This is a genomic window from Citrobacter sp. JUb117, from assembly GCF_024809055.1.
Lineage (GTDB): Bacteria > Pseudomonadota > Gammaproteobacteria > Enterobacterales > Enterobacteriaceae > Citrobacter > Citrobacter gillenii.
Window position 1 is genome coordinate 151815 of the sequence record NZ_JANUFB010000003.1, and the last position, 23654, is coordinate 175468.

The following is a 23654-nucleotide window of genomic DNA, read 5'->3' on the forward strand; positions in this document are numbered from 1 at the left end:
GTGGCGCTCCTCGGTCAAGCTCCGGCGGCAATCAGCAGCTCGGCAATTTGGTGATACCCTTTCTCCCGCGCCAGTTCCAGCGGGGTTTTGCCGTACTTGTCCGTCATGTGCGGATTCGCACCATTGTCGAGCAGCAGCTTGACGATTTCCTGCTGCTTTGCGCCGCCGTCGTTGAGTACGATGGCTTCCAGCAGCGGCGTCCAGCCGACAAAGTTGGTGTGGTTAACGTTGATGTCGGTACGCAGCAGCAGTTCACGCACGATCTCCACGTGGCCTTTTTCGCTGGCAGGCGTAATGCCAACGCCGCCAAAACGGCTGAGAACATTGAGATCAGGGTTAGCCGGTAACACCAAACGCAGCAGCGTTAAATCATTGGTCAGGCAGCTAATCAGGAAGGGATTAAAACAGGTTTGATCTTGTTTATTAATATCGGCGCCAGCCTCAATCAATAAAGACACGCAGTCATAATGTTTATTCAGGCTGGCAATAATGATGGCGGTACGTCCCTGGCGATTGGTCGCATTAATATCCACATTTTTTGCCAGACAGGATGTTAATCCCTGCGCATTGCCCTGCTCTGCCGCCAGCAGAAATTCAGTAATAAGTTCTTTCTCTGACATAATCCTTCTCCTGCAGTTTTTAAGGCTTTTTAAAATTCCGATAACCTGAGAATAGCAACAGAGAGATGGGAATAACATCCGCTTAAATTTCATTCATCGTTAGCGAGTCGATTATTGAATAGTATTTAATAATGAGAGCAAAAACGTGCTGTAGTGCAATCTTTCTCTTATGACCGCTGCTCTTTTAGACATTATTCAGTCATCCGGGAAATAAAGCGGGATGCTGCACGGATAGCGGCCTGCAACTAAAAGACAGAAGTGTGATTGCCTTCAAATCAAATGTGAACCTAGTGTTAAATTCTGTTCAAAACTGGTTGCTCTGCATAAGGATTACAAATACATTCAACAATCATCGTATGGCAGGGGGTAGACGAGCCCGAGGGGAGAGAGAGGATGAATTCAATTTTTACCGAGGAGAACCTGCTGGCGTTCACCATGGCTGCGCGCTACAGCAGTTTTAGCAAGGCCGCCGAAGAGCTGGGTTTAACCACCTCCGCCATCAGCTACACCATCAAGCGAATGGAAACGGGGCTCGACGTGGTGCTGTTTACCCGCAATACCCGCAGCATTGAACTAACCGAGTCCGGGCGTTATTTCTTCCGCAAGGCGACCGACCTGCTAAACGACTTCCACGCCATCAAGCGCAGTATTGATACCATCGCTCAGGGTATTGAGGCGCGGGTGCGCATCTGCATTAACCAGTTGCTCTACACCCCGCAGCATACCGCGCGGCTGTTGCAGGCCCTCAAAAAGCAGTTTCCAACCTGCCAGATAACCGTGACCACCGAAGTGTATAACGGCGTCTGGGATTCCATAATTAATAACCAGGCCAACATCGCCATTGGCGCGCCGGACACATTACTGGACGGCGGCGGAATTGATTACACCGAGATAGGGGCGATCCGTTGGTCGTTTGCCATTGCCCCGGATCACCCGCTGGCGTTTATGCCTGAACCTATTTCAGAAAGTCAGCTACGGTTGTACCCAAACATCATGGTCGAAGACACCGCGCATACCATTAACAAGAAGGTCGGCTGGCTGCTGCACGGGCAGGAGTCCATTCTGGTCCCCGATTTTAATACCAAATGTCAGTGCCAGATCCTCGGCGAAGGTATTGGCTTTTTGCCGGACTACATGGTGCGTGAGGCAATGGAGAAGTCGCTGCTGGTGACGCGTCAGATCCATAATCCGCGTCAGGATTCACGCATGCTGCTGGCAACCCAACACTCGGCAACCGGCCGGGTCACTCAGTGGATTAAAAAGGAGTTTGGCCCACACGGGGTTCTGACGGGGATTTATCAGGATCTGCTGCATCGGGAATGAGATGCCGGATGACGGCGGCGCCGATCCGGCCTACAACTGCGCATATCAGGCGCGGATATCGTCATACTCGCGGGTTTTATCAAACTCATGTTTGGCAAATGGACACAGTGGAATAACCTTGCGGTTTTCGGCGCGCATTTTCTCCACCACCTTTGCCACCAGCAGTTTACCCACGCCCTGACCTTTCAGACTCGGGTCGACATCAGTATGTTCAATAATGCTCAGATGCTCGCCAGTCGGCACAAAGACGATTTCAGCGACCTGGTTGCCCTGCGCATCATTCACATAAAATTTGTTATGGCCTGCAAGAATTTCCATGGTTCCCTCACTTATTTCTGACGGTATTTCAGCGCACCGCTTGGGCAGGTATCGATAACCCTGATAACCGTGGCAACATCAACTTCATCAGGAATAATCCACGGTTTACGCTTGAGGTTGAACAGCTTCGCGCTGCCGCGCACACAGTTCCCCGAGTGCTGGCACATTGTCGTATTGAAATAGACGTCGATCTTCTCACCGGTATAGGCCCGGTAGCCTGCATCCAGTAGTTCCTTATCCATGACATTGCCTCAGTTATTTTTATTGTACCGAGTCTAATCATAGTCCGATGCAGGGTTGAAGGATGTAACAGGCGGCACAAATTGTCTCATGCCGCCTGAGGGTCATTATTTTGCGTCTTCAGACTCGAGCGTTCTTTCCGACAGCATCGTCAGCATGGCCGGCGTGGGCGGTGGCAACCGGTTATCGGCAATGTGCTTGTCCACATCGACGTGACTGATTTCACCATTCTCATGGTGATGCACCGTCAGCACCCTGGCTTTGTTGAGCTCTGTTACCAGTTCCGGGGTAATACGCATGCTTTCTGCCAGCTCATGATGTTCAAGCCCAGGTCTGCGGTTACGTCGTTCCACCCGAAAACGGTACTGGTTGTACTTCGCCCAGCCAATCAGCACCAGTCCGTTGATTAAGGCGACCAGCATGTAAAAAGTCACCGTATCCAGGGTGGTGAAAAACGGCCGCACGCCCATATACGGTGAGTGCGCCAGCGCGGTAATCAGCCCTTTATAAATCAGGTACAGAAACCCAACCCAGGCAATCAGCGTCAACAGCACGTCAATTATGCGTGGCAGGAGACGCCGCTCGGTAAAGATCAGTGGCTGGTTCATGGTTCGATCCTCCCTATTCCACGGTCAGGGCTCACCCAGCGCGCGCGCCCGCGTTTGCGTTTGAGCATCACTTTGGGGAACGCCACCAGCGTGGTAAACAGGCTAAGCATCCAGTACACCACCGGGAACCAGATAATCCAGAACAACGAGGCGCCAATGCCTTTTTCATAGCGTCGTTCGATCATCAGGCTCACGGCAAACTGCAGTAAACAGACCACGCCGAGGATGAGTCCGGTAAAGGCTGGCGGGAACAGATGCTGCACATATAACGAGTCAGGCATCGGCATGATCAGCCCTAACACGAACAGCAGGATGCTGACCGCATAGGCAAACGACCAGGCGGTCGAAAAACAGAACTCGAGGAACAGCGGCCACATGCGGCGGAATTCCCACGACCACAGGCGGCGCATGTTAACAATAAACACCTCAGCCCCACCCTGCGCCCAGCGCAGACGCTGTTTCCACAACCCTTTTAAGGTTTCAGGCATCAGGATCCAGCACAGCGCCCGCGGTTCAAAGAATACCGACCAGTGGCGCAACTGCAGCTTCCAACTGATGTCGATATCTTCGGTGATCATGTCGGGGCTCCAGTATCCCACCTCAGCCAGCGCACGACGGCGAAACGCCGCAATTACGCCGGAGACGGTAAAGATCTGCCCATAGACTCGCTGGGTACGCTTGATAAGACCAATGATTGACGAAAACTCGCCGACCTGCACGCGGCCGATCAACGTGGAACGGGTACGGATACGCGGGTTCCCGGTTACCGCCCCCACACGCGGGAACTGGATCAGCGGGGCCACAATATAGGCCACCGCATCGCGATCCAGTAGCGCATCACCGTCGATGCACACCAGATAATCGCTACGCGCAGCGGCTGCACCGGTCTTGAGCGCCAGCGCTTTACCCTGGTTTTCAGCTAAATGAATCACCCGCAGGCTCGGGTACTCAATTGCCAACTGTTCCAGCACGTCGTGCGTGTCGTCCGTTGAACCGTCGTTAATGGCAATAACTTCAATGTTCTTATAGCGCTGTGCCATCGCGGCACTGATGGTTTCGCGGGCGTTGATCCCTTCGTTAAAGCAGGGGATCAAAATCGAAACCAGCGGATTTCCTTCCAGCGTCGGTGGCGGCGTGTCGTCTCCCCATTTCCAGTGGCGCTCACGGTAAAACCAGAAGTACACCCCACCGCTTATCCACAAAGCAGACATGAACAAGGGCCAGAAGAAGACAAAGTTCAGCATCACTTCACCCGTAAAGATGACAGCCACGCCAAACGGCAGGCTGAACATCAGGCAAAGTATCAGGAAAGCAATAATGCGATCGGTCATTTTTGCGGGTACCAGTATGATGAGAACGTCGAGCGAATCTCTGACATCTCGGGTTTGTCGCTGATGAAATCATCCGGGTAATAACCGTAGTTACCTGCACCGCTTAATTTAAGCTGGCGCATCCATTCGGCTATCTGTTTACCACTGATTTCGGCCTGTTCGCCGGATTTACGCCAGTCGCGTGCCTGCAGCTCAAACACGGTCTTATCCAGCGCGCCTGGGGTCTGCGCAACGGCATTCACCAATCTGTCGAGCCAGGCATTGGCATCATTGGCTGGAATATTCTCCATTAATGGCATCGCCATCGGTGCAGTCCAGTCATAGGTATTGAGGAAGTCATTCAGGTTTTGTGCAAACCAGGCTTCACTTTCTGGCTCCAGAACCGGCATGGCGTAAATATTGCGCGCCGTTTGTACCTGCGGGCCGCGAATATTACGCACCGAACGTGTCAGTTGCTGGGTAAAGTCGATCAGCATCTTACTTTTCAGGCGAGTCCAGCGCTCAAACGCCTGCGGATCGTTACGGATTTTCTCAATGCTGTCCGGAAGGCCCGCAGCGCGGTAGGCGGCTAACGCATCCGGCGAGGCATCTTCGAAGTCCGTCAGGAATGCATCATCATGGAACAATATGCCTTTGAAGCTGGCGTGCTTCGCCAGGTCTTCATAGATCTCGGTAATGCGCTGACGCGCTTCGCTACTCCAGGGAGACAGACGCACATACTGTTCGTGGTTAATCGCACTGCGTCCGGTTTTCGGATCCCATGCGGTGACACGCGGAATAGACGCATCGAGATCGAACGCCAGCACTGGCATCCAGGCATAAACCGTCACGCCAGCACGCGTTTGTAATTGCCAGGAGATGTAGTTAAAGAGATCGGCACGCATCGGCAGCCAACGGTTAGGGAAATAGAGTTCGCGAATATTCCCGTCGCCTTTGGGGTCGGCATACGCCTGCAGGAAGACATGTGAAATGCGCATGTCGTAAACACGCTGGATCAGCTTATCTATGTTTCTCTTCTGCTGGGCAGGATCTTTGTCATACACGTAATCCAGATCGACATGCATCACGCGCATGGTCTGCGGTTCACGTACCTGAGCGATCTGACTGGCAAAACGCTTAAGAGAAGGGTTATCTGAGATCAGTACACGCGGAATATCATCAAGGAACGCCGCATTCGCCAACCCTTCGTTGAGCGTAAACGCCATTTTATAGCCGTGCTCTTTGGCCAAATTCAACGTCGTACCGTTAGCAGCACCGTACGGCCATACCCACGCGCGGGGCGATTTCCCGGTTACAGACTTAATTTTGTTGGTGATCAACGAGATATCGGTATTAATGCGGCGAGTGTACTGCTCATCCGTTTCATACGTATCGGTTTTCTTGTCATACAGACGGTTCGCCACCGCCGGTTCTTTACTGCCCTGCGGGTTTGCCTCTGCGCCGAAGTGTGAGTTCCAGGTATGCGCCCCGACTTCCACCAGCGGCGATTTGCCCATTTCCTCAACCATTTTCCAGGTAGCGAACTTGTCTCGGGCCGTCATCAGGCCACCAAAATCCACTTTTTTGTTGGCTGGGGCATCCACCCAGCTTCCCACCGGCGCCCATAGCGCAGGCCAGTTGTAGGCTTTTAGCAGCGGCCAGACGCGGGTATAAAAGCTGCTATAGCCGTCATCAAAGGTAAGTAAGACGGCTTTTTCAGGCAGCACGATTTTTCCGTCATGGGCATCGAGAATTTGCTGCACGCTGATCGGGTTATAGCCGTTGTCACGCAGCCAGCCGATCTGATCGCTCAGCGCACTGGTACGTACTGAAAGATAGCGTTGATCCGCTGCGCCATCCTCAACATCGTGATAACCCAACACCAAGAAACTATTTTTTGGCCACGGATGGTCCGCCGTCAGCTCGGTTCTCTCTCCTGGAGGAACATAGCGAGGTGTCGTATTGTGCGCGCTACTACACGCGGTGATCATCAACCAGCCAGCGATGAGTGCGCCAAGCCACAGGCATCTTTTCAGCATGTTCTATCCTTAAAACCTAACATTCAAATCGAAAGCGAGGGAGATATTCCGCTCACGTTTACCGTCGTAGGGGCGTTTATCCCACATAAGCATCACCCCGCCATCCACGACGTTATTCCATTTAAGCCGCTGTCCGTAACCTAACTGAACTATCGCACCGCCATCTTCGCCTTGCTGCCAGTAGTTACCCACACCGCCCACGCCTTGCTGGGTCCAGACCGTGTCATAGTGTCGGTAAAGGACCTGCTCCGCGCTCAAGCCGGGTACCACAGAGAAATCGCTTTTGGGGTTGTAATACGGCACATTTTCTTTGGTGTTGGTACTGCCACCGATACCCGGCGTGAAGTCCAGCGTAAAGCGCGGCGTCGTCCACAGGCGCTCTTTTCCACTCAGCCCGTACTCAATGCGATCGTTACCATCCGAGAAATGTGATGCGGCAAACGACAACTGATACTCTCGTCGTTCGTTTTGATACCAGCGGACAAACATATCTCCACCGTTGGCGTACACGCCGCTACGCAATGCGCGTAGCGGTGTATTACGCGAAAGACGCTCCGCCGAACCGCCGACGCGCCAGTTATCGTTGAAATCATGCCAGCCAGAAAGACGGCCACCTATTTTCTGACCATCGCCATAATTACGACCTGAAACTTCCATTTCAGCCCAGTAGTCACGGGAGGTCCATTCCGCACCGGCCGCCAGATCGCGGCTGATGCCCTTACCTTCTTCAAATTCACCAGTAGCGAAGTTGAATCCAGTAAACAGTCGCCAGTTATCATTGATCGGTGGGCTGTAAATGGCGGTATTGATATTGAAGTCATTCTTACCGCTGACCGGGCTATCAGAGGAGATCCCCTGCGTGCCGCTGATCCGCAGTTCAGACATTTTATGCACATCGCGAATGCGCGCGAGACGCAGCGTTGCCTCATCATCCGGGCTACGAGCGATGACATCATCAGTCAGTTCATCGGCCTGCTTCCATTCCTGGAGATCCAGCGCCACATAAGCCTGCTGACGCTCCAGTTCCAGGTTGCTTGGCTCGATCACTTCCGCAAGCTTCAGCTCTTTTTCGGCGGCATGCGGCAAACCGCGGGCTTCGAGTACGGAAGAATAGAGGATACGTAGCCCCTGGTTACCCGAGCCAGTACGCGCCAGATGTTCCGTCAGCTTTTCGGCTTCGGGCAGCTCATTAGCGGCAATGTGATATTGCGCGAGTAGCGTCTGGCCAAGCAGCCAGTTATCGTTAGGCTGCGGCGTAGGCGAACCATAGATCCGTCGCAGGTACGGGCTGTCTTTGATTAACGCATCGACCTGTTTTTTGGCATCAACAAAGTTTTCATTATCGATATGCGCGTAGAACAGATCCTGTTGATCTTCAGGGCTAAGCGGCGTAACGGGTATCGGCCCGTTCGGATAGTAGATGCTCATCAGCATCGCTTCGGTTTTTTCCGGCTGACGTTCACTTAACCACGCGGAAGCCACCCAACGTTTTGCATAGTTGGGGACTTCGCCTTCGGCTGACAGTGATTCGTATTCGGTAATAACGTCAGCGGTACGCTTGCGGACCAGCAAGGCCCCCATACGGTCTATTCTCGCCCGACGCACATCGCCCTGGGCTGCGGGATCATCTTTCCAGGCAGCAAGCAGTTGGTCATAGCGGGCAAGGGCTTTGTCCGCCACGATAAAACGTTCTTCTTCATTGCGCGCGGTCGTATACGAAGAGCGCACCTTTTCGGCCGCGGCATCAAGCGCAAGGCGACGCTTCACGGGATCGGATGTGGGAACCTCTTCCGCCAGTCCCAACGCAGGTTCGGCTATGCGGTTGGCTGCCAGCGCGGACAACAGCGTTGATTTTGCATTTTTGTTGCCCGGATCAACGTCAACCGCCTGACTGGCGACAAGCAATGCATCCCAGTTTTTATTCTGCGAATGGTACACGTAGGCAAGCAGGGCATCGGAATCGGCTCCCGGATGCGCTCGCGCCCATTTATTCGCCTCGGTCAGGGCTTGTTGATTGTAACGGGCATCGGCCAGCGTCATTATCCAGCCGGTACGAACATCCGCGTTATCAGGCTCTTCCTGCAACACGCTTTCCCAGATAGCTAAGGAATCATTCCAGCTTTTCTGATTGCGATACGCACGCGCAGCGGCAACTTTACCGCGCGCAGGCACATCCATCTTCCCGCGATACTGCTGCCAGATAGCAATTGTTGTTTTGTCGTTGTTATCAACCCAACTGGAGACTTGCAGCCAGTCGGCAACCTGATTGGGCGTGAGCGCGCTTTTCTTTCCCTGATCTTCAAGGTAGCGCAATAGTGGCGCGCTATTACCCCCTCGCGCTTCAATAATCAACGCATCATAATCTGATACTGCCGCAGAGATTTGTAGGGGGAAAAGAACGCTGGCCGTAAATAAACAGCTTACAGACTTAAAGCGTGTAATGAATTTGGCATGTCGACGCATACTGAACATATCTTCCCTTATATCTTACACCAGAGTAAAAATAAGCGTTATCAATAGGTTATCGTCACTCCCTGACGGTTGCCGACCATGTAAAGAAACAGTGCCGCTTATTTAGCAATGTGGTTGTAACCCATTTAATTCTTTCGTCTTATTGACGACCAGCACCTCATCCACTAGTACAAGGAGGAGATCAAAAACTCATGAATTTTAACACTACGCGAACACGGTTGCTACGCGATAGGAAAACTCTTAAGCAAAAAAAGTATTTTAGACCATGTTCTCCTAATACTCCTGGGATTGAACACTGCGTTTCGGTTAATTTTGGCGGCAAAACCATGCCATTGCGGATAATATTTCAAAAAAAGATAAGAACGTTACGTAACTGTTTGCCTGTTAACTAACTTGGGCGGTAGACAGAGAGATCTCTGAGATGTCTCTACCGGTCAGCATGCACATCCTACGAATGCGCCGACGTCGGTCAGGTCAACGCGGCGTATTATGAATGACGGTAGAATACGAACAGGCAGATTAATTTCCTGATAATTTTTATTTGCAGTGTACGCTCATGGTTAAAATACAGACGCCAATATTAAAATCGCCACTATAAAAAGAAAAGCATTTTTACAGCACCCGTTATTTAAAGGTTCGACATCATAGCCAATCCGGATCCGCATAATGTAAAAATATCCAGTTAACTGCGCGATGAACAGGTCTTGAATTTTCCCACTAAATACATATATTACGCATCCCGTTCAGTACATGGAATAACCTTTAATTTTTTTAATTGATATTGGAGTTACGAATGTCAAATAAGAAAATTTCACGGAACAATGGGGCAACAGGCTCCGTTAATAAGGTTGTCGCATGGTCAACAATCGCTTTACAGGCTCTGTATCCAGCCCTTCTCAGCTTCACGCCGACCATCAGCCATGCTTCAGCCGTTAAGGCATCACAGGCCGCAGCTGAGCAGCAAGAACTGCGCGGCCTGTCTTCCCTCGCCGCACAGGCTGGCAGAAGCATTGAAAACGGCCATGCGGGCAGTTTTGCTGCCAATACCGTCTCGGCACAGGCAACGAAGGAGGTGGTAGAATGGCTGCAGCAATACGGTAATGCGCGTATTCAACTCAACGTCGATGACGCTTTCTCGTTGAAAGATTCTGCGTTCGATTTCCTTTATCCGTGGGTTGATACAAAGCAGCATGTTTTATTTACCCAGACATCGCTTCACCGTACCGATGACAGAACCCAAACCAATATCGGCATGGGTTATCGCTACTTCACGCCGGATAATTCAATGCTGGGCGCGAACTTATTTTATGACTACGATTTAAGTCGGCATCACGCACGTATGGGTGCAGGCGTTGAGTACTGGCGAGATTATTTACATGCAGGCGCTAATGCTTATTTAAGATTGTCAAAATGGAAGGATTCCCACGATCTGGGCGATTATCAGGAACGTCCGGCTGATGGCTGGGATATCTATACCAAAGGTTGGTTGCCGTCATATCCGCAACTGGGTGCATCGCTTAAATATGAAAAGTATTACGGCAAGAATGTCGGCCTCTTTGGCAGCGATCATCTGCAGGAAAATCCATACGCCTTTACGGGCGGGATCAGCTACACGCCGGTTCCGCTGGTTACGCTTTCTGCTGAACACAAGCAGGGGCAGAGTAATACTCATGATTCACGCTTCGGCATTGAAATTAACTATCGCCCCGGCATCCCGCTGGCGAAGCAACTGGACGGCGATAACGTTGCAGTGATGCGCGAAGTTCAGCACGGGCGCTACGATTTTGTCGAACGTAATAACAACATTGTTCTGGAATACCGCAAAAAATCGGTTCTGAAGATCCGCCTGCCTGAAAGCGTGCAGGGGGAAGGTGGCGCCGTTATTCCGGTGACTATTTCGCTGGATAAATCCCAATGGGGCATTCAGTCGGTAGAGTGGAACGATAGCGCATTTACCGCCGCTGGCGGGCGTATTTCCGGTAGCGGCACGTCATGGCAACTGACGTTGCCAGCGTATACGCCAGGCGGTACCAATCACTGGCAGATCGGCGCAACGGCGCGAGATGTTAAAGGAAACGTCTCTAACTATGCGGTGATGAACGTGACAGTGACGGGGAGTTCAGCCTCAATCGGCACAATGGATTTTACATTAAACGGCGAGCATCAACCGATCATCGCGGCTGACGGGCAGTCGCAGCATCCCGTTACGTTGGTGCTAAAAGATGCCAATGGTAAACCGTTAACAGGGCTTGCCCATGACATTGAGTTGTCATTGGCATTTACGCCTGACGCACAGCAAAACCGTGAGCGTTCGGCACAGGCACCCAAGCTCGGTGAAGTACAGGAAACCCGTTCCGGGGTGTATACCGCGACGCTGACGCCGGGTTTAACGGCGGGTACGGCACGCATCACCGCTAAAGTCCTGGGTAAAACAGAAACTCTGACGGTAAAACTAAAAGCGGTTTCCGCCGAGGCGGCAAAATCGACGTTGACGGTAATGCCCATGGAACAGATCGTTGGGCACCCGATTAGCTTGACGTTAGAGGCAAAAGATAAAGACGGGAATGCCATTACCGGCGACGACAGCTTACGTTTTTATGCTGTTTCAGCCAGCGGCGAGGTTCGTTTTACTGCCGTAGAAGAGAAAGACGGCGTGTACCGCGCTAAGGCAACGTCTGAACTGGCTCAGGCGACACGCATTGGTGTGGCATCACAAAAACATGATTTCTCCGGACTGGAAAAACAAGCCACCTGGATTGCCGACAAAACGCAGCCGGTGGTTCAGGCTTTTAACCTGACCAGGGACAATGCGCTGGCGGATGGCAAACAGAGTAATGTCGCAGTCGTTACCCTGACCGACCGTTATGGCAACGCGCTGTCCGGATACACGGTTACCCTGGCGTTACCGCCACAGGTCAAGATCGCGAATGGGGAGAACGTTGTGAAGACCAATGCCAAAGGTGAAGCAACATTCTCACTGATCAGTTCAACGCCGGGAACATATGAGATTACGCTAAGCGCGGGGAACATCAGCTCATCACTGCGCGTAACATTTGCCTCTTCAATGACGGGCGCAACATTGTCTCTGGCAGCCAAAGACAATGGCGCAATCACCAATATTGCTGCAAACGGTCGCGATGGCGCCACGCTTGAGGTAAGGCTCAACAATACCGCCGCGTCGGTTGAAGGACAGAAAGTGGAGCTTATCGTAACGCCGCAAGGGCTCGTATACCCGGACAAAATCACCACCAATAAAGACGGCTACGCAACGGTGACGTTAACCACGGTTAAGGCGGGTAATTACACCGTGAAAGCCATGGCTACAGACGGGCAACAGAGTATTGAGTCCTCGAGCGTTGAACTGGGCTTTGTACCTGATATTAACAGCGCGGTGCTGAATTTGACCGCACCAGCAGAGAGCATCGCGGCGAACGCATCAGCTAAGCACGAAATTCAGGTACAGGTTGTCGACGGTGAAAACAACCCATTTAGCGGTGACGTGCGCCTGACCAGCGAACCCGCCAGTGGATTAAAACTGGACCAGTCCGAACTGACATTGGATGAGAAAGGAATGGCATCAACAACCTTTGTTGCCGCAGAGGCCGGGCGCTATCAATTGCAGGCAACCTTCATCAAAGAGGGTAAACGCGTTACGGCGAGTAAGGCAGTGGAGGTGATATCGGATCTGCAAAACGCAGTCTTGACGATCGAACCGTCAACCACATCAGCCATAGTGAGTGATGTGGATAACGTGGCGTTTACCCTGCATCTGAGCGATACATCGGGTAACAGCGTCAGCAACCGTAAGCTGAAAATTACGGCCACAGGCCCATCGTCACGCGATCCTCTGCAGATTGATAATACGCTTGTCACCACCAATGGCTCCGGTACTGCGACCGTGAATGTCCACGGCCATAAGGCGGGTCGTTACACGCTGACCGCCACATTGGCTGAACACGGTAGCAACGTCTCGGCAAATGCTTCGCTGACGCTGAATGCTGATGCCCAGAATCCGGTACTCACTCTGGAGCAGGATCCTGGCTATGCCGTTGCCAACCTTGAACCGGTAGGCTTTATGGCCCGATTGCAGGATAAGTTCGGTAACCCGTTAAACGGCAGTGTCGAATTTAGCGCGGGCAGCAAAGCCCAAACCAGCAGCGGAACCTTTACGATGACGCCGGATAAAACCAACTTTACGTTAGGAAATGCCTACTCACAGCTGAGAACGGATACCGCTGGTGAAAGTTGGGTGAGGGTGAAGGCAATGACGGGAGATAAAACGCTGGAAAAAGAACTCACCGTCTGGGTAGTTGAAAACCATAAACCGAATTCCTGATTCGGGATATAACTGGAGATAGTCACGTTCGCAGTGGCTATCTCCCCTTCTTTCTTTATGTTTGAGTTTATATATAAAATTCATTCGATTAAGTGCTAACCCTTTTTATATATTCACTCAGAGAAATCACTGCAGATGCTGTGCAGTAATCAATATTCTACGGTGCAGTTAAAAATTATGTGAAGTGAATTGCCAAATGCCGGCCGTAACGATCATGCAGCTAATTTCGCTAGCCACGATTAAAAATCCACATGCAACATTGTGAAGGGTTTTGAGTAGACTACTAACAAAAGAAAAGCGTTGGAGCGGGCGAAGGGAATCGAAGCATCGAAGACAACTCACCGCTAACCATTTGTTTCTTAAAGGATGATGAATCCTTGTGGTTACAGTTATGGTTACACAGCGAGTGATCTCTGGTCAAGATTGAATACCCATATTATTCCCATGAAGGGAATAGAACCAATACCAGAATGTCTGGCAAGTACCTCTATGTTTCAACTTCAAGGAGATTGCATCCTCCCTCGGTTCAAGGCGAGCCAAGGGAGGGGCACGGGGATAACTCGGGGGAAATTAATTATTAGATAGACACTCAGATTTTTGTGGGAATTTTCAGAAGAAGATTATAAGCATCGTTCACCGCCACCAAGCACTTCCACCAACTGCATAATGAAAACCTGTCAGCACTAGAGCTACCGCGATGGCTACACAAAAAAGAATACCGCAGACGCCTGACAATCTATTGAAAACAATGCGATATATTATGCCAGCAATGAATAGCAACCCAGCGACCCACCAAAACGACTTTACGGCTCTACCAACTGCATAATAGGTAGTCAACGGGATACCGCCGTATATATAACCAGCCATACATCCCGCTGCCAACAGTAGTACAGCCATAGTAATAGACGGCCCTACTCCTCTCACCATAATGATTTTCCTAAAGTAATCTATTCAGTGACTGACGGTAGGATAGCCTGATTGCAGCCATCGCGCAGATCGTTTGTCTCGATCGGTAACCTGATATTGATCGCTGGTATCTATCGCGATTGATACGCGAGGCTTTCAGTCGAGGGAGACCAATGCATAAGCACAGCCCTCTTCTACCTGCGGTGTGAACGCACCTCAAGCCGGGGTTAGGCCAACTCTTCCCGCTGAACAAGCGGAACACTGTAATCAGGACGGATACTCTTGGAACCCGGCATAGCTCGCATCTCTTGCGGGAAGTGCCATATATTAAAATCCTTATTCGGGAACGTATCGTAATGAAACACATCCCAGCCAAGCAGAGCAGCCATCCGTTCAAAGGCTAGCTCTTTAGCCACTGATAGCTCCAGTCGTGGATTAAGGTACTTCAAGTACCCAGAGTTCACAGCCCCGGTCAGAATGTCTACAACCTGCAACCCCAGATGATGCTTGGAATCGTGCATCGTCACAGACTTAACCAGCTTCTTCATCCCAGCCCTAGCCAGCATGTTGTTAGCAACAATGCCTGTCACCTCATCGTTCTTTTTGTATTTATCAATCTTCTGATCAATGATGACCTCAACTTCGTTCTTAATCTGCTTAGCAACGTTCTTAACGAGCATTGTGTACGTTTGGTAAAAAGCCAGCTCCCTGTCCGTCTGCCAGTTGTTGTACATGTTCTTCACAACAATAATCGAGTGGAAACAGCATGAGTTCTTGAGCACCATTGCCAGCAGCTCAATGCAAATGTTTGCCTGCCCCGCACTGTTCTTTATCTTCGACCACTTTAACTCACCAACAATGCCGTACTTGTCTTTCAGCTTCTGGACTCGCTCATTGAAGATGTGCAGCGTGTCTTTACGTACACACAGCAAACCAATGCCGTAACAGCGGTCACTTCCTGTCGTACCACTCTCATCACCAAAGGCCACGTATTCCATGCACAATACCCACTTAAAATTGAATGGGTATTTTATGCTCAACCCAAGCGGCGGGCAATGTATTGTAGGATTCTTGAGGTACTCTGAAACGCCCCCTTCTGGCATCCTCTCACGGAACCACTTCCACAGCTCATGGAGGTCATCAGAAAGGGTTACATTGAGTGACGGGTCAAGTGTCATCGCGTTAGTCTTTGTCATGTCCTGTCACCACAGTACTTATGATAAGGCATACCAGACAGAAGATATTGCACGAAAGATTGCTTTAGCCTCTGGCCCGCTAGGTTCCAACGCAGATTATTTATTTATGCTGCAGGACAGCCTCAAGAAACTCAACATCCAGGATGATTATATTGACTCTATGGCGATAGCAGTTACTAAGTTGCTATAACGCCCATTATCAAAGGCGTTATATGCCTACTCGAGAGATTAAAGTATGAAGAGTTCCCAATTACATTAAACTCAACACAACCTTCCCAAAATGCTTTTGTTGCTCCAGATGCGTCTGAGCTTCGCGCATGTCTTCAAACGCAAAAACTCTGTCGATATTTGGAACCAACACTCCTGTCGCGAGTCCTTGAAGAATATGACTTTTTGCTCTTTCACGAAGAACATCTGAATCCAGAATTTCTGAAAAAAGATATCCCTGAACAGTCAAAGTTTTGCGTATTGCTAGTCTGTGCGGGAAAGGTGTTGGTTCAGAACTCAGATAACCATGAATGACCAGTCGTCCAAATTTTTTCAGTGCTTCAGCTATCTGGAGAACCTGCGGTCCACCTACCGCATCAAAAGCCGCGGCAAGCCCCTCCTCCCCAGTAATACGGTTCAGTTCTTCCAGTAAATCTACTTCATTAGTTGGTATGACATGCTCGGCACCGACATCCTTCAGTAACTGACGCCACTGAGTTCCAAGACAGGTAGCGATGGGGATCGCTCCAACCTGACGCGCCAACTGTATTGCCGCTATGCCTACACTACTGGTTGCAGCGGTAATAAGAACGTAATCGCCTTTTTTTATTTCTGCTGCATGGATAATCCCACCCCAGGCAGTAAGGTACTGCATCCATACTGCGCTAGCCTCAACAAATGAAAGATTTGATGGTTTATGAACGACATATTTATGGTTGATGACCAGTTCATCCGCACTAGTCCCTTCCTGAGAAAGATCATCAACCGGCAGAACGAATACCTCATCTCCAGGAGACAGGTGCGTGACATTTGCGCCAATTGACACGACTATTCCGGATGCTTCATAACCGAATCGTGATGGAAATTGGGCTTTCTGAATATACTGTCCTTTACGGAAGTTGATATCAGATCGATTAAGACCAATCGCCTTCACACTGATATGAACGTCATCAATCCCTACCGATGAAAGTGACACTGATTCCAGTTGGAGGACTTCAGGCCCACCCAGTTCGTGAAAACGCCAGACATTTGCCATATATTCCTCGCAAAAAGGCCGACATTTTGCCGGCCGTGAAAACTCATGATACTTATTAGGCAACATCAATAACGATTTTGATCTGGGCTGATCCATCTTCTACTGCGCGATGGGCTTCTAGCGCAGAGTCCAGTGTAAATGTACGTGGGTCGATAACTGGCTGAAGTTGGCCGTTTTCAACGTAGCCAGTTAATTTACGTAGGATATCTCCATGATGTGCCCTTTGTTCGCCGGAAAGCATCCGCAATAGAACAAATACTGATGAGATCGTAGTGCAACGCAGTGAAGAATTAGTAATATCAAACGAGCCGAATGCAGCACAGCTGGTCACATGCCCGTAATGCCTGGCTGCGGTAAGAACGCCAGATAGTGCATCACCGCCAACAGTGTCATAGACAATGTCAAACCCCTTACCTGAAGTATGCTCGTTCACATAATCGGTGACGCTTTTTTTGCGGTAATCAATGTGCGTTGCACCCAGTTTTGACACTATCTCTTCTTTTGAAGATGAAGCCGTAGCATAGACACTTGCCCCCATAATTCGGGCAATCTGAATGACCATATGTCCTACACCGCCTGAACCGCCATTCACAAGAACGGTATCTCCTGCTTTGACATTCGCGCGGTCAACCAACCCTTCCCATGCAGTCAAGAATACCAGCGGAAGTGCGGCAGCTTCTCGCATGGTAAGGTTTTTGGGTTTAAGTGCAATAAGGCTTGCGTCGGCAACCATATATTGGGCAAGCGAACCCGCAAGGCCGCGAACACCTCCGGCCAGACCATAAACCGCATCTCCAACCTGGAAACTAGCCACACCGTCACCGGTTTGCACAATCTCACCTGCCACATCAGTGCCGAGAATTGCGGGCAGCTCTGGCATTGCATATGGTGCAACACCCATCCGGATTTTGGTATCGATAGGGTTCACCCCGCTGGCATGAACCTTGATTAGGACTTCTCCTGCACCAGGAACAGGAATGTCGACTTCCTGTTTGTGGAAAGATTGTTCTTCATAGCTTTTCAGAACCAGGGCTGACATTTTAGACATAAATTCTTCTCCGAATGTTAGTTTCAGCTAACAGTAGCACCTCGAAAGAAATACAAAAATGGCATAAAATGGATTTTAAAATTCCAAAAAATGGAATTATAAGACCTCTTGTGAACATGGGCATTTATTATGCAAAACCATTTTGAACTCATCCGAATTTTCTGTGCAGCTGCTGAGGCATCAAGCTTCCGTGAGGCTGCCGCTTATCTGGGGAAGTCACCGCAGGCTGTAACAAGGGCCATTAAGGAACTTGAAGCGATTAGAGGCGAGATTTTGTTTTATCGTAGTACTAGAAATATAAGGATAACGTCTTCAGGTGAAGAGTTAGCGGCGAAAGCCAGAGAAATGATCAACAAAATTGATGAACTGGTTTCTCATACTTCAACCAGCAATACTGATGAGATAGAGGGTAATGTTAGTCTTACTCTGCCTGTATCCCTTGGTAGACATATCATAATGCCGGTTATAAATGCGTTTCAGCAGAATTACCCTGGCATTTCAATTACCTGTACGCTTACCGACTCCCACAGTGATGTAATAGATGAGAAGATTGATATTGGTCTGCGAACAGGTTTTTTACGAGATAACCGCTACGTAGCCAGGAAAATCAGAGAGGTTAATTTCTTCGTTCTTGGCACTCCTGAGCTTATTCACTCTACAGGTATACCTGAGAGTCTAGAGCAACTGGCGAGGATGCCAGTACTTGCCCTTTTAGACCACAAAACAGGGCGCTTCTGGCCTTGGCTTTTCGATGATGCACGCACCTTTACACCTTCTTCTCCTCGCTTTATTACGGATGATCTGGATGCGTATACCGACTCAATGCTTAACGGTACCGGATATGGCCAGCTTGCGGATTACCTTGCACTACCTTTGATGAAAAAAGGTTTACTGATCCCGGTTCTTGAGCAATTGAGACCAACATCCTGGAGTTTATACATCTACCGTCCGCAACGAGGACCTGTTCCCAGACGTGTTCGTCTGTTGTTTGATTACCTCACAGAACATCTTGTTAGTTTTAACCCCCTTTAAGGAGAGATATAAGCTAGCGATACCTGGTCACAGATTCGATAAGACTCTGCCCACAGATCGTAGCGCCGCTGATACCACTCTCGTGTAATTGCTTCGAAGGTATTCCCCTGCTTGTCCTGTTGAGCCTGCTTCTTCTCTTTGCGAGTGTCACTAGGATTAATGCCCGTAGCTAGCAAGTCCTGAGCTTCATCGCGCCGTTTTCGTGCTTCGGATAAGGTAACTTTGGGATACGTCCCCAAAGAAAGCATCTTAGCCTTTCCCTCAAAACGATAACGAAAACGCCATCCCTTTGAACCGTTAGGCTCGATTTGCAGAGATAGTCCTTTACCATCCGCTTTCGTATATGCTTTCTCAGAAGGCTTCGCACGGCGTATCTCAAGGTCTGTAAGAGGCATATGTATAGTTTTCTCCTCTGAGATCTCCCTGTGTGTATAGTTTTAGAGTGTATAGGAGAATCTATACACATTTCTATACGACATAAGGTGTTGATTTGGGGTAAGTCAGGTTGAATTGAGTTGACGAAAAATCGATGAAAAACCGAGTAAAATCAGTAGGTAGTTGACTTGAGTGGAGTTCAGGAGATTTGAAATTGGAGCGGGCGAAGGGAATCGAACCCTCGTATAGAGCTTGGGAAGCTCTCGTTCTACCATTGAACTACGCCCGCATTGAAGTGCGTAAGGGATTATAAACCTTACACACTTCCTGGCAAGGGGCTGATCGACTGACTGGCGATTAATTCACCGTCAGCATTTTGGCTTGCTGCCCTGCGGCGGCAAATAGCGCTGCGGATCGATAGCCGTAGCGCGATAACGGATCTGGAAATGCAGGCGCACAGAAGCCGCATCAGAGCTGCCCATGGTGGCAATTTTCTGCCCGGCTTTCACTGTTTGCCCGTTGTTAACCAACAGCGTATCGTTATGGGCGTAGGCGGTAATGTAATCTTCGCCATGTTTTATCATCACGAGGTTGCCGTAGCCACGCAGCTGATTGCCGACATAGACCACCTTCCCGGCTCCAGCCGCATAAACAGGCGTGCCGCGCGCGGCAGAGATATCAATCCCCTTGTTGCCACCTTCGGCCGTGGAGTATGGCAGTATCACCTTCCCACTCGCTGGCCACTGCCAACAGCGTTGCCCTACCGGTGGCCAGGATGACTGTGGCACAGAAGAAGACGGTCTGACTGCTGCCGTTTTGGTGGAGGATTTCGATTTAGATTTTGTTTTCGCCGATGCCGTGCTGGTTTTCGCGCCACCGCTGACCTTAAGCTTTTGCCCAACTTCTATGGTATAGGGGGGAGAAATGTTGTTCAGGCGCGCGATCTCTTTGACGCTGGTCCCTGTCGCACGTGAAATACCATACAGCGTATCTCCCCGCTTAACGGTATAGGTAGAACCAGAGCCGGAATCAGATGAGCTTGAACATCCCGCGACGATCAGGCTGCTCAGCAACATTATTGTGATAACAAAGCGTTTTCTCATCAGGCGTCCCGCACTCAAAACAATTCCTCGCAACATTTTAAGACGCTTTATCATAGCAGTCCGATGCCGGATGCCAAATCATATCGCGGCACGAATCGTCCGTTCAGGCATTTCACACCGACGGATAATCAATCAGCCACAATTAGGCATATAATAGTGATGCTCAAGATTAATGGTGGATGCGATGCGACAGGAACATGTCATTTTATTGAATGAGCAGGACCAGCCCTGCGGAACACTGGAAAAGTATGCGGCGCATACCGCTACAACGCCCCTACACTCTGCCTTCTCCTGCTGGCTCTTTAACGACCAGGGCCAACTGTTGGTGACTCGGCGTTCGCTACACAAAAAAGCCTGGCCAGGCGTCTGGACTAACTCGGTCTGCGGCCATCCGCAGTCCGGTGAAACTACTGCAGACGCCATCATCCGTCGCGCTCGTTTCGAACTGGGTGTGGAGGTAGCCGAACTCACGCCCGTGTATCCTGATTTTCGTTACCGCGCTGCAGACCCCAGTGGGATTGTGGAAAACGAAGTTTGCCCGGTCTATGCCGCACGAGTTATCAGTGCGCGACGGCCAAACACGGATGAAGTAATGGATGAGCAGTGGAGTGAACTTGAGGATGTCTTACGTGCGCTGGATGCCACACCGTGGGCCTTCAGCCCGTGGATGGTAATGCAGGCATCTAACGATAAAGCGCGCGAATTATTACGCGAGTTTGCTAACCGTAATTGATTGCCGGATGGCAACGCGAAAGCGTTTTATCCGGCCTACAAATCATGCTTATCGTAGGCCGGAAAAGCGTGGCGCGATCCGGCATTTCACATCTTATTTAACCGGACGCATCGCCGGGAACAGGATCACGTCACGGATGGTATGGCTGTTGGTGAACAGCATAACCATACGGTCGATACCAATCCCCAGACCGGCTGTCGGCGGCAGACCGTGTTCCAGAGCGGTAACGTAGTCTTCGTCGTAGAACATCGCTTCGTCATCGCCCGCATCTTTGGCGTTAACCTGATCCTGGAAACGCTGCGCCTGATCTTCTGCATCGTTCAGCTCGCTGAAACCGTTACCGATTTCGCGTCCACCAATGAAGAATTCGAAGCGGTCAGTAATTTCCGGGTTGTCATCGTTACGACGAGCCAACGGAGAAACCTCTGCCGGGTACTCGGTAATGAAGGTCGGCTGAATCAGGTGCGCTTCCGCCACTTCTTCAAAGATCTCCGTCACGATACGACCCAGACCCCAGCTCTTCTCAACCTTGATGCCGATAGATTCAGCTATCGCTTTAGCAGAGTCGAAGTTGTCCAGATCCGCCATGTTGGTTTCCGGACGGTATTTCTGAATGGCTTCACGCATGGTCAGTTTTTCGAACGGTTTACCAAAGTCGAAGACTTCTTCGCCGTAAGGCACTTCGGTGGTTCCCAGAACGTCCTGCGCCAGCGTGCGGAACAGCGATTCGGTCAGTTCGATCAGGTCTTTGTAGTCCGCATAAGCCATATAGAGTTCCATCATGGTGAACTCTGGGTTATGACGAACGGAGATGCCTTCGTTACGGAAGTTACGGTTAATTTCGAACACACGTTCGAAGCCGCCAACCACCAGACGCTTGAGGTACAGTTCCGGCGCAATACGCAGGTACATGTCCAGATCCAGCGCGTTATGATGGGTGATGAACGGGCGTGCAGCGGCACCACCAGGAATCACCTGCATCATCGGGGTTTCCACTTCCATAAAGCCACGGCCAACCATGAACTGACGAATACCCGCCATGATCTGTGAGCGCACTTTAAAGGTGTTGCGAGATTCATCGTTAGAGATGAGATCCAGGTAGCGCTGACGGTAACGCGCTTCCTGATCCTGCAGGCCATGGAATTTGTCCGGCAGCGGACGCAGCGCTTTAGTCAGCAGACGCAGCTCGGTGCAATGGATGGACAGCTCGCCGGTTTTAGTCTTAAACAACTTACCTTTCGCGCCGAGGATATCGCCCAGATCCCATTTTTTGAACTGCTCGTTGTAAATGCCTTCCGGCAGATCGTCACGCGCAACGTACAGCTGAATGCGGCCACCAACGTCCTGCAGCGTAACGAATGAGGCTTTCCCCATAATGCGGCGGGTCATCATACGACCGGCAACGGATACCTCAATGTTCAGCGCTTCCAGCTCTTCGTTTTCTTTCGCGTCGAAGTCAGCGTGCAGTTGGTCTGAGGTGTGATCGCGACGGAAATCGTTCGGGAACGGGATCCCCTGCTCGCGCAGGTTAGCCAGCTTCTCACGGCGCGTTTTCAGTTCATTGTTAAGGTCGGCTACCGCGTCAGCGCCCTGTGCGTGTTGTTCAGACATGTTGGTTCCTCATAACCCTGCTTTCAAACTTGCTTCGATAAATTGATCCAGGCTGCCATCCAGCACCGCCTGCGTGTTACGGGTTTCAACCCCGGTACGCAGATCTTTGATGCGGGAGTCATCCAGGACATAAGAACGAATCTGGCTACCCCAGCCGATGTCGGACTTGGTGTCTTCCATCGCCTGCTTCTCGGCATTCTTCTTCTGCATTTCCAGTTCATAAAGCTTCGCTTTCATCTGCTTCATGGCCTGGTCTTTGTTCTTGTGCTGGGAACGGTCGTTCTGGCACTGTGTCACAATCCCGGTCGGGATGTGGGTAATACGCACCGCAGATTCTGTACGGTTAACGTGCTGACCACCCGCACCTGAAGCGCGGTAAACATCGATGCGCAGGTCTGCCGGGTTGATTTCGATATCAATGTCATCGTCAACTTCCGGGTAGACAAACGCAGAGCTGAACGACGTATGGCGGCGACCGCCGGAGTCAAACGGACTCTTACGTACCAGGCGGTGTACGCCGGTTTCAGTACGCAGCCAGCCGTAAGCATATTCGCCAGCGATTCTGATGGTCACGGATTTAATACCCGCCACTTCACCTTCAGATTCTTCAATAATTTCAGTCTTAAAGCCGCGTGCTTCAGCCCAACGCAGATACATGCGCATCAGCATGCTGGCCCAGTCCTGCGCTTCGGTGCCGCCAGAACCGGCCTGAATATCGAGATAGCAATCTGCGCTGTCATATTCACCGGAGAACATACGACGGAACTCCAGCTGCGCCAGCTTTTCTTCCAGCGTATCGAGTTCGGCAACGGCTTCGTTAAAGGTTTCTTCGTCGTCGGCTTCTATAGCCAGTTCTAACAGGCCGGAGACATCTTCCAGGCCCTGGCTCATTTGGTCGAGCGTGTCGACAATGGCCTCAAGGGAAGAACGCTCTTTGCCCAGCGCCTGCGCGCGTTCGGGTTCGTTCCAGACATCCGGCTGTTCCAGCTCGGCGTTTACTTCTTCCAGACGCTCTTTCTTGGCATCATAGTCAAAGATACCCCCTAAGAACGTCAGAGCGTTCCGTGAGGTCCTGAATGCGGTTATTTACCGGATTAATTTCAAACATGGTCTGTTTTCTTTTATTGGACGAGTCAAAATG

At 50.7% G+C, this 23654-nt stretch carries 18 protein-coding genes, 1 tRNA gene and 1 pseudogene; 5 read left to right on the top strand and 15 right to left on the bottom strand.

Annotated elements, in window-relative coordinates:
• Window positions 1–14 precede the first annotated feature (14 nt).
• Entirely contained in the window at window positions 15–713 is a 699-nt protein-coding gene (locus M2374_RS08110) for an ankyrin repeat domain-containing protein (protein ID WP_338075331.1), read from the bottom strand.
• 300 nt (window positions 714–1013) lie between these two features.
• Here M2374_RS08110 and M2374_RS08115 point away from each other — a divergent pair, with 300 nt between their 5' ends.
• Window positions 1014–1943 (top strand): LysR substrate-binding domain-containing protein, encoded by a 930-nt coding sequence (locus M2374_RS08115; RefSeq protein WP_096755815.1) that lies wholly within the window; start codon window positions 1014–1016, stop codon window positions 1941–1943.
• Window positions 1944–1988: 45 nt separating this feature from the next.
• On the opposite strand, the gene M2374_RS08120 is transcribed toward M2374_RS08115, so the two are convergent.
• From M2374_RS08120 to pgaA, 6 genes are all read right to left on the bottom strand, one after another.
• Complete coding sequence (locus tag M2374_RS08120; RefSeq protein ID WP_096755814.1) at window positions 1989–2261, bottom strand: GNAT family N-acetyltransferase; 273 nt, start codon at window positions 2259–2261, stop codon at window positions 1989–1991.
• Between the two features lie 11 nt (window positions 2262–2272).
• Window positions 2273–2503, bottom strand: coding sequence for a 4Fe-4S mono-cluster protein YjdI (gene yjdI, locus M2374_RS08125; protein WP_115257549.1), 231 nt, complete (start codon window positions 2501–2503; stop codon window positions 2273–2275).
• A 105-nt stretch (window positions 2504–2608) separates the two neighbouring features.
• Entirely contained in the window at window positions 2609–3109 is a 501-nt protein-coding gene (pgaD, locus tag M2374_RS08130; protein ID WP_135911450.1) for a poly-beta-1,6-N-acetyl-D-glucosamine biosynthesis protein PgaD, read from the bottom strand.
• The gene (pgaC, locus tag M2374_RS08135) at window positions 3106–4440 is read right to left on the bottom strand and encodes a poly-beta-1,6-N-acetyl-D-glucosamine synthase (RefSeq protein WP_016246533.1); all 1335 of its coding nucleotides are present in this window, start codon (window positions 4438–4440) and stop codon (window positions 3106–3108) included. The genes pgaD and pgaC overlap by 4 nt, the downstream gene beginning before the upstream one ends.
• Complete coding sequence (gene pgaB, locus M2374_RS08140) at window positions 4437–6458, bottom strand: poly-beta-1,6-N-acetyl-D-glucosamine N-deacetylase PgaB (protein ID WP_181688777.1); 2022 nt, start codon at window positions 6456–6458, stop codon at window positions 4437–4439. The genes pgaC and pgaB overlap by 4 nt, the downstream gene beginning before the upstream one ends.
• A 9-nt stretch (window positions 6459–6467) precedes the next feature.
• Window positions 6468–8930, bottom strand: coding sequence for a poly-beta-1,6 N-acetyl-D-glucosamine export porin PgaA (gene pgaA, locus M2374_RS08145; RefSeq protein WP_117343806.1), 2463 nt, complete (start codon window positions 8928–8930; stop codon window positions 6468–6470).
• A gap of 793 nt (window positions 8931–9723) precedes the next feature.
• On the opposite strand from pgaA, the gene M2374_RS08150 reads away from it, so the two are divergent.
• On the top strand, window positions 9724–13266 hold the full coding sequence (locus tag M2374_RS08150; RefSeq protein ID WP_181688776.1) for an inverse autotransporter beta domain-containing protein: 3543 nt from the start codon (window positions 9724–9726) through the stop codon (window positions 13264–13266).
• A 1133-nt stretch (window positions 13267–14399) separates the two neighbouring features.
• Here M2374_RS08150 and M2374_RS08155 read toward each other — a convergent pair.
• Entirely contained in the window at window positions 14400–15170 is a 771-nt protein-coding gene (locus M2374_RS08155) for a DUF3800 domain-containing protein (protein ID WP_181689105.1), read from the bottom strand.
• A gap of 196 nt (window positions 15171–15366) precedes the next feature.
• Between M2374_RS08155 and M2374_RS22340 the strand changes: the two genes are divergently transcribed.
• A complete protein-coding gene (locus M2374_RS22340; RefSeq protein WP_181688775.1) occupies window positions 15367–15558 on the top strand; it encodes a gamma-glutamylcyclotransferase in 192 nt (63 codons plus the stop codon).
• Between the two features lie 60 nt (window positions 15559–15618).
• Here the strand turns inward: M2374_RS22340 and M2374_RS08160 are convergent, their stop codons facing one another.
• Together M2374_RS08160 and M2374_RS08165 are read right to left on the bottom strand one after the other, a co-directional pair.
• Window positions 15619–16611: a zinc-dependent alcohol dehydrogenase family protein gene (locus tag M2374_RS08160; RefSeq protein WP_181688774.1), complete on the bottom strand. Its 993-nt coding sequence runs from the start codon at window positions 16609–16611 to the stop codon at window positions 15619–15621.
• A gap of 55 nt (window positions 16612–16666) precedes the next feature.
• A complete protein-coding gene (locus M2374_RS08165; protein WP_181597032.1) occupies window positions 16667–17659 on the bottom strand; it encodes a zinc-dependent alcohol dehydrogenase family protein in 993 nt (330 codons plus the stop codon).
• Window positions 17660–17788: 129 nt separating this feature from the next.
• Here M2374_RS08165 and M2374_RS08170 point away from each other — a divergent pair, with 129 nt between their 5' ends.
• The gene (locus M2374_RS08170) at window positions 17789–18691 is read left to right on the top strand and encodes a LysR family transcriptional regulator (protein ID WP_181597031.1); all 903 of its coding nucleotides are present in this window, start codon (window positions 17789–17791) and stop codon (window positions 18689–18691) included.
• 38 nt (window positions 18692–18729) lie between these two features.
• On the opposite strand, the pseudogene M2374_RS08175 reads toward M2374_RS08170, so the two are convergent.
• From M2374_RS08175 to actS, 3 genes and pseudogenes are all read right to left on the bottom strand, one after another.
• A pseudogene (locus M2374_RS08175) lies at window positions 18730–19086 on the bottom strand (Arm DNA-binding domain-containing protein); the annotation flags it as partial.
• A 195-nt stretch (window positions 19087–19281) separates the two neighbouring features.
• Window positions 19282–19355: transfer RNA gene (locus M2374_RS08180), tRNA-Gly, on the bottom strand.
• Between the two features lie 79 nt (window positions 19356–19434).
• Window positions 19435–20193 carry an amidase activator ActS gene (actS, locus tag M2374_RS08185; protein WP_168246980.1) on the bottom strand — a complete coding sequence of 253 codons (759 nt, stop codon included), beginning with the start codon at window positions 20191–20193 and terminating at the stop codon, window positions 19435–19437.
• A gap of 160 nt (window positions 20194–20353) precedes the next feature.
• On the opposite strand from actS, the gene idi reads away from it, so the two are divergent.
• Window positions 20354–20902 carry an isopentenyl-diphosphate Delta-isomerase gene (gene idi / locus M2374_RS08190; protein ID WP_117342622.1) on the top strand — a complete coding sequence of 183 codons (549 nt, stop codon included), beginning with the start codon at window positions 20354–20356 and terminating at the stop codon, window positions 20900–20902.
• Window positions 20903–20995: 93 nt separating this feature from the next.
• Here the strand turns inward: idi and lysS are convergent, their stop codons facing one another.
• On the bottom strand, window positions 20996–22513 hold the full coding sequence (gene lysS, locus M2374_RS08195) for a lysine--tRNA ligase (RefSeq protein WP_096755805.1): 1518 nt from the start codon (window positions 22511–22513) through the stop codon (window positions 20996–20998).
• Between the two features lie 9 nt (window positions 22514–22522).
• Window positions 22523–23621, bottom strand: a protein-coding gene (gene prfB, locus M2374_RS08200) for a peptide chain release factor 2 (RefSeq protein ID WP_115257544.1) whose coding sequence is annotated in 2 segments (ribosomal slippage) — window positions 22523–23545 and window positions 23547–23621 — 1098 coding nt in all. Because the reading frame shifts where the segments join, the coding sequence is not laid out codon by codon here.
• Window positions 23622–23654 lie beyond the last annotated feature (33 nt).

What these genes read in the sequence shown, in the direction of transcription:
- M2374_RS08110 (WP_338075331.1), bottom strand. Translation starts at nt 713, where the DNA reads ATGAAATTTAAGCGGATGTTATTCCCATCTCTCTGTTGCTATTCTCAG.
- M2374_RS08115 (WP_096755815.1), top strand. Translation starts at nt 1,014, where the DNA reads ATGAATTCAATTTTTACCGAGGAGAACCTGCTGGCGTTCACCATGGCT.
- M2374_RS08120 (WP_096755814.1), bottom strand. Translation starts at nt 2,261, where the DNA reads ATGGAAATTCTTGCAGGCCATAACAAATTTTATGTGAATGATGCGCAG.
- yjdI (WP_115257549.1), bottom strand. Translation starts at nt 2,503, where the DNA reads ATGGATAAGGAACTACTGGATGCAGGCTACCGGGCCTATACCGGTGAG.
- pgaD (WP_135911450.1), bottom strand. Translation starts at nt 3,109, where the DNA reads ATGAACCAGCCACTGATCTTTACCGAGCGGCGTCTCCTGCCACGCATA.
- pgaC (WP_016246533.1), bottom strand. Translation starts at nt 4,440, where the DNA reads ATGACCGATCGCATTATTGCTTTCCTGATACTTTGCCTGATGTTCAGC.
- pgaB (WP_181688777.1), bottom strand. Translation starts at nt 6,458, where the DNA reads ATGCTGAAAAGATGCCTGTGGCTTGGCGCACTCATCGCTGGCTGGTTG.
- pgaA (WP_117343806.1), bottom strand. Translation starts at nt 8,930, where the DNA reads ATGTTCAGTATGCGTCGACATGCCAAATTCATTACACGCTTTAAGTCT.
- M2374_RS08150 (WP_181688776.1), top strand. Translation starts at nt 9,724, where the DNA reads ATGTCAAATAAGAAAATTTCACGGAACAATGGGGCAACAGGCTCCGTT.
- M2374_RS08155 (WP_181689105.1), bottom strand. Translation starts at nt 15,170, where the DNA reads ATGGAATACGTGGCCTTTGGTGATGAGAGTGGTACGACAGGAAGTGAC.
- M2374_RS22340 (WP_181688775.1), top strand. Translation starts at nt 15,367, where the DNA reads ATGTCCTGTCACCACAGTACTTATGATAAGGCATACCAGACAGAAGAT.
- M2374_RS08160 (WP_181688774.1), bottom strand. Translation starts at nt 16,611, where the DNA reads ATGGCAAATGTCTGGCGTTTTCACGAACTGGGTGGGCCTGAAGTCCTC.
- M2374_RS08165 (WP_181597032.1), bottom strand. Translation starts at nt 17,659, where the DNA reads ATGTCTAAAATGTCAGCCCTGGTTCTGAAAAGCTATGAAGAACAATCT.
- M2374_RS08170 (WP_181597031.1), top strand. Translation starts at nt 17,789, where the DNA reads ATGCAAAACCATTTTGAACTCATCCGAATTTTCTGTGCAGCTGCTGAG.
- idi (WP_117342622.1), top strand. Translation starts at nt 20,354, where the DNA reads ATGCGACAGGAACATGTCATTTTATTGAATGAGCAGGACCAGCCCTGC.
- lysS (WP_096755805.1), bottom strand. Translation starts at nt 22,513, where the DNA reads ATGTCTGAACAACACGCACAGGGCGCTGACGCGGTAGCCGACCTTAAC.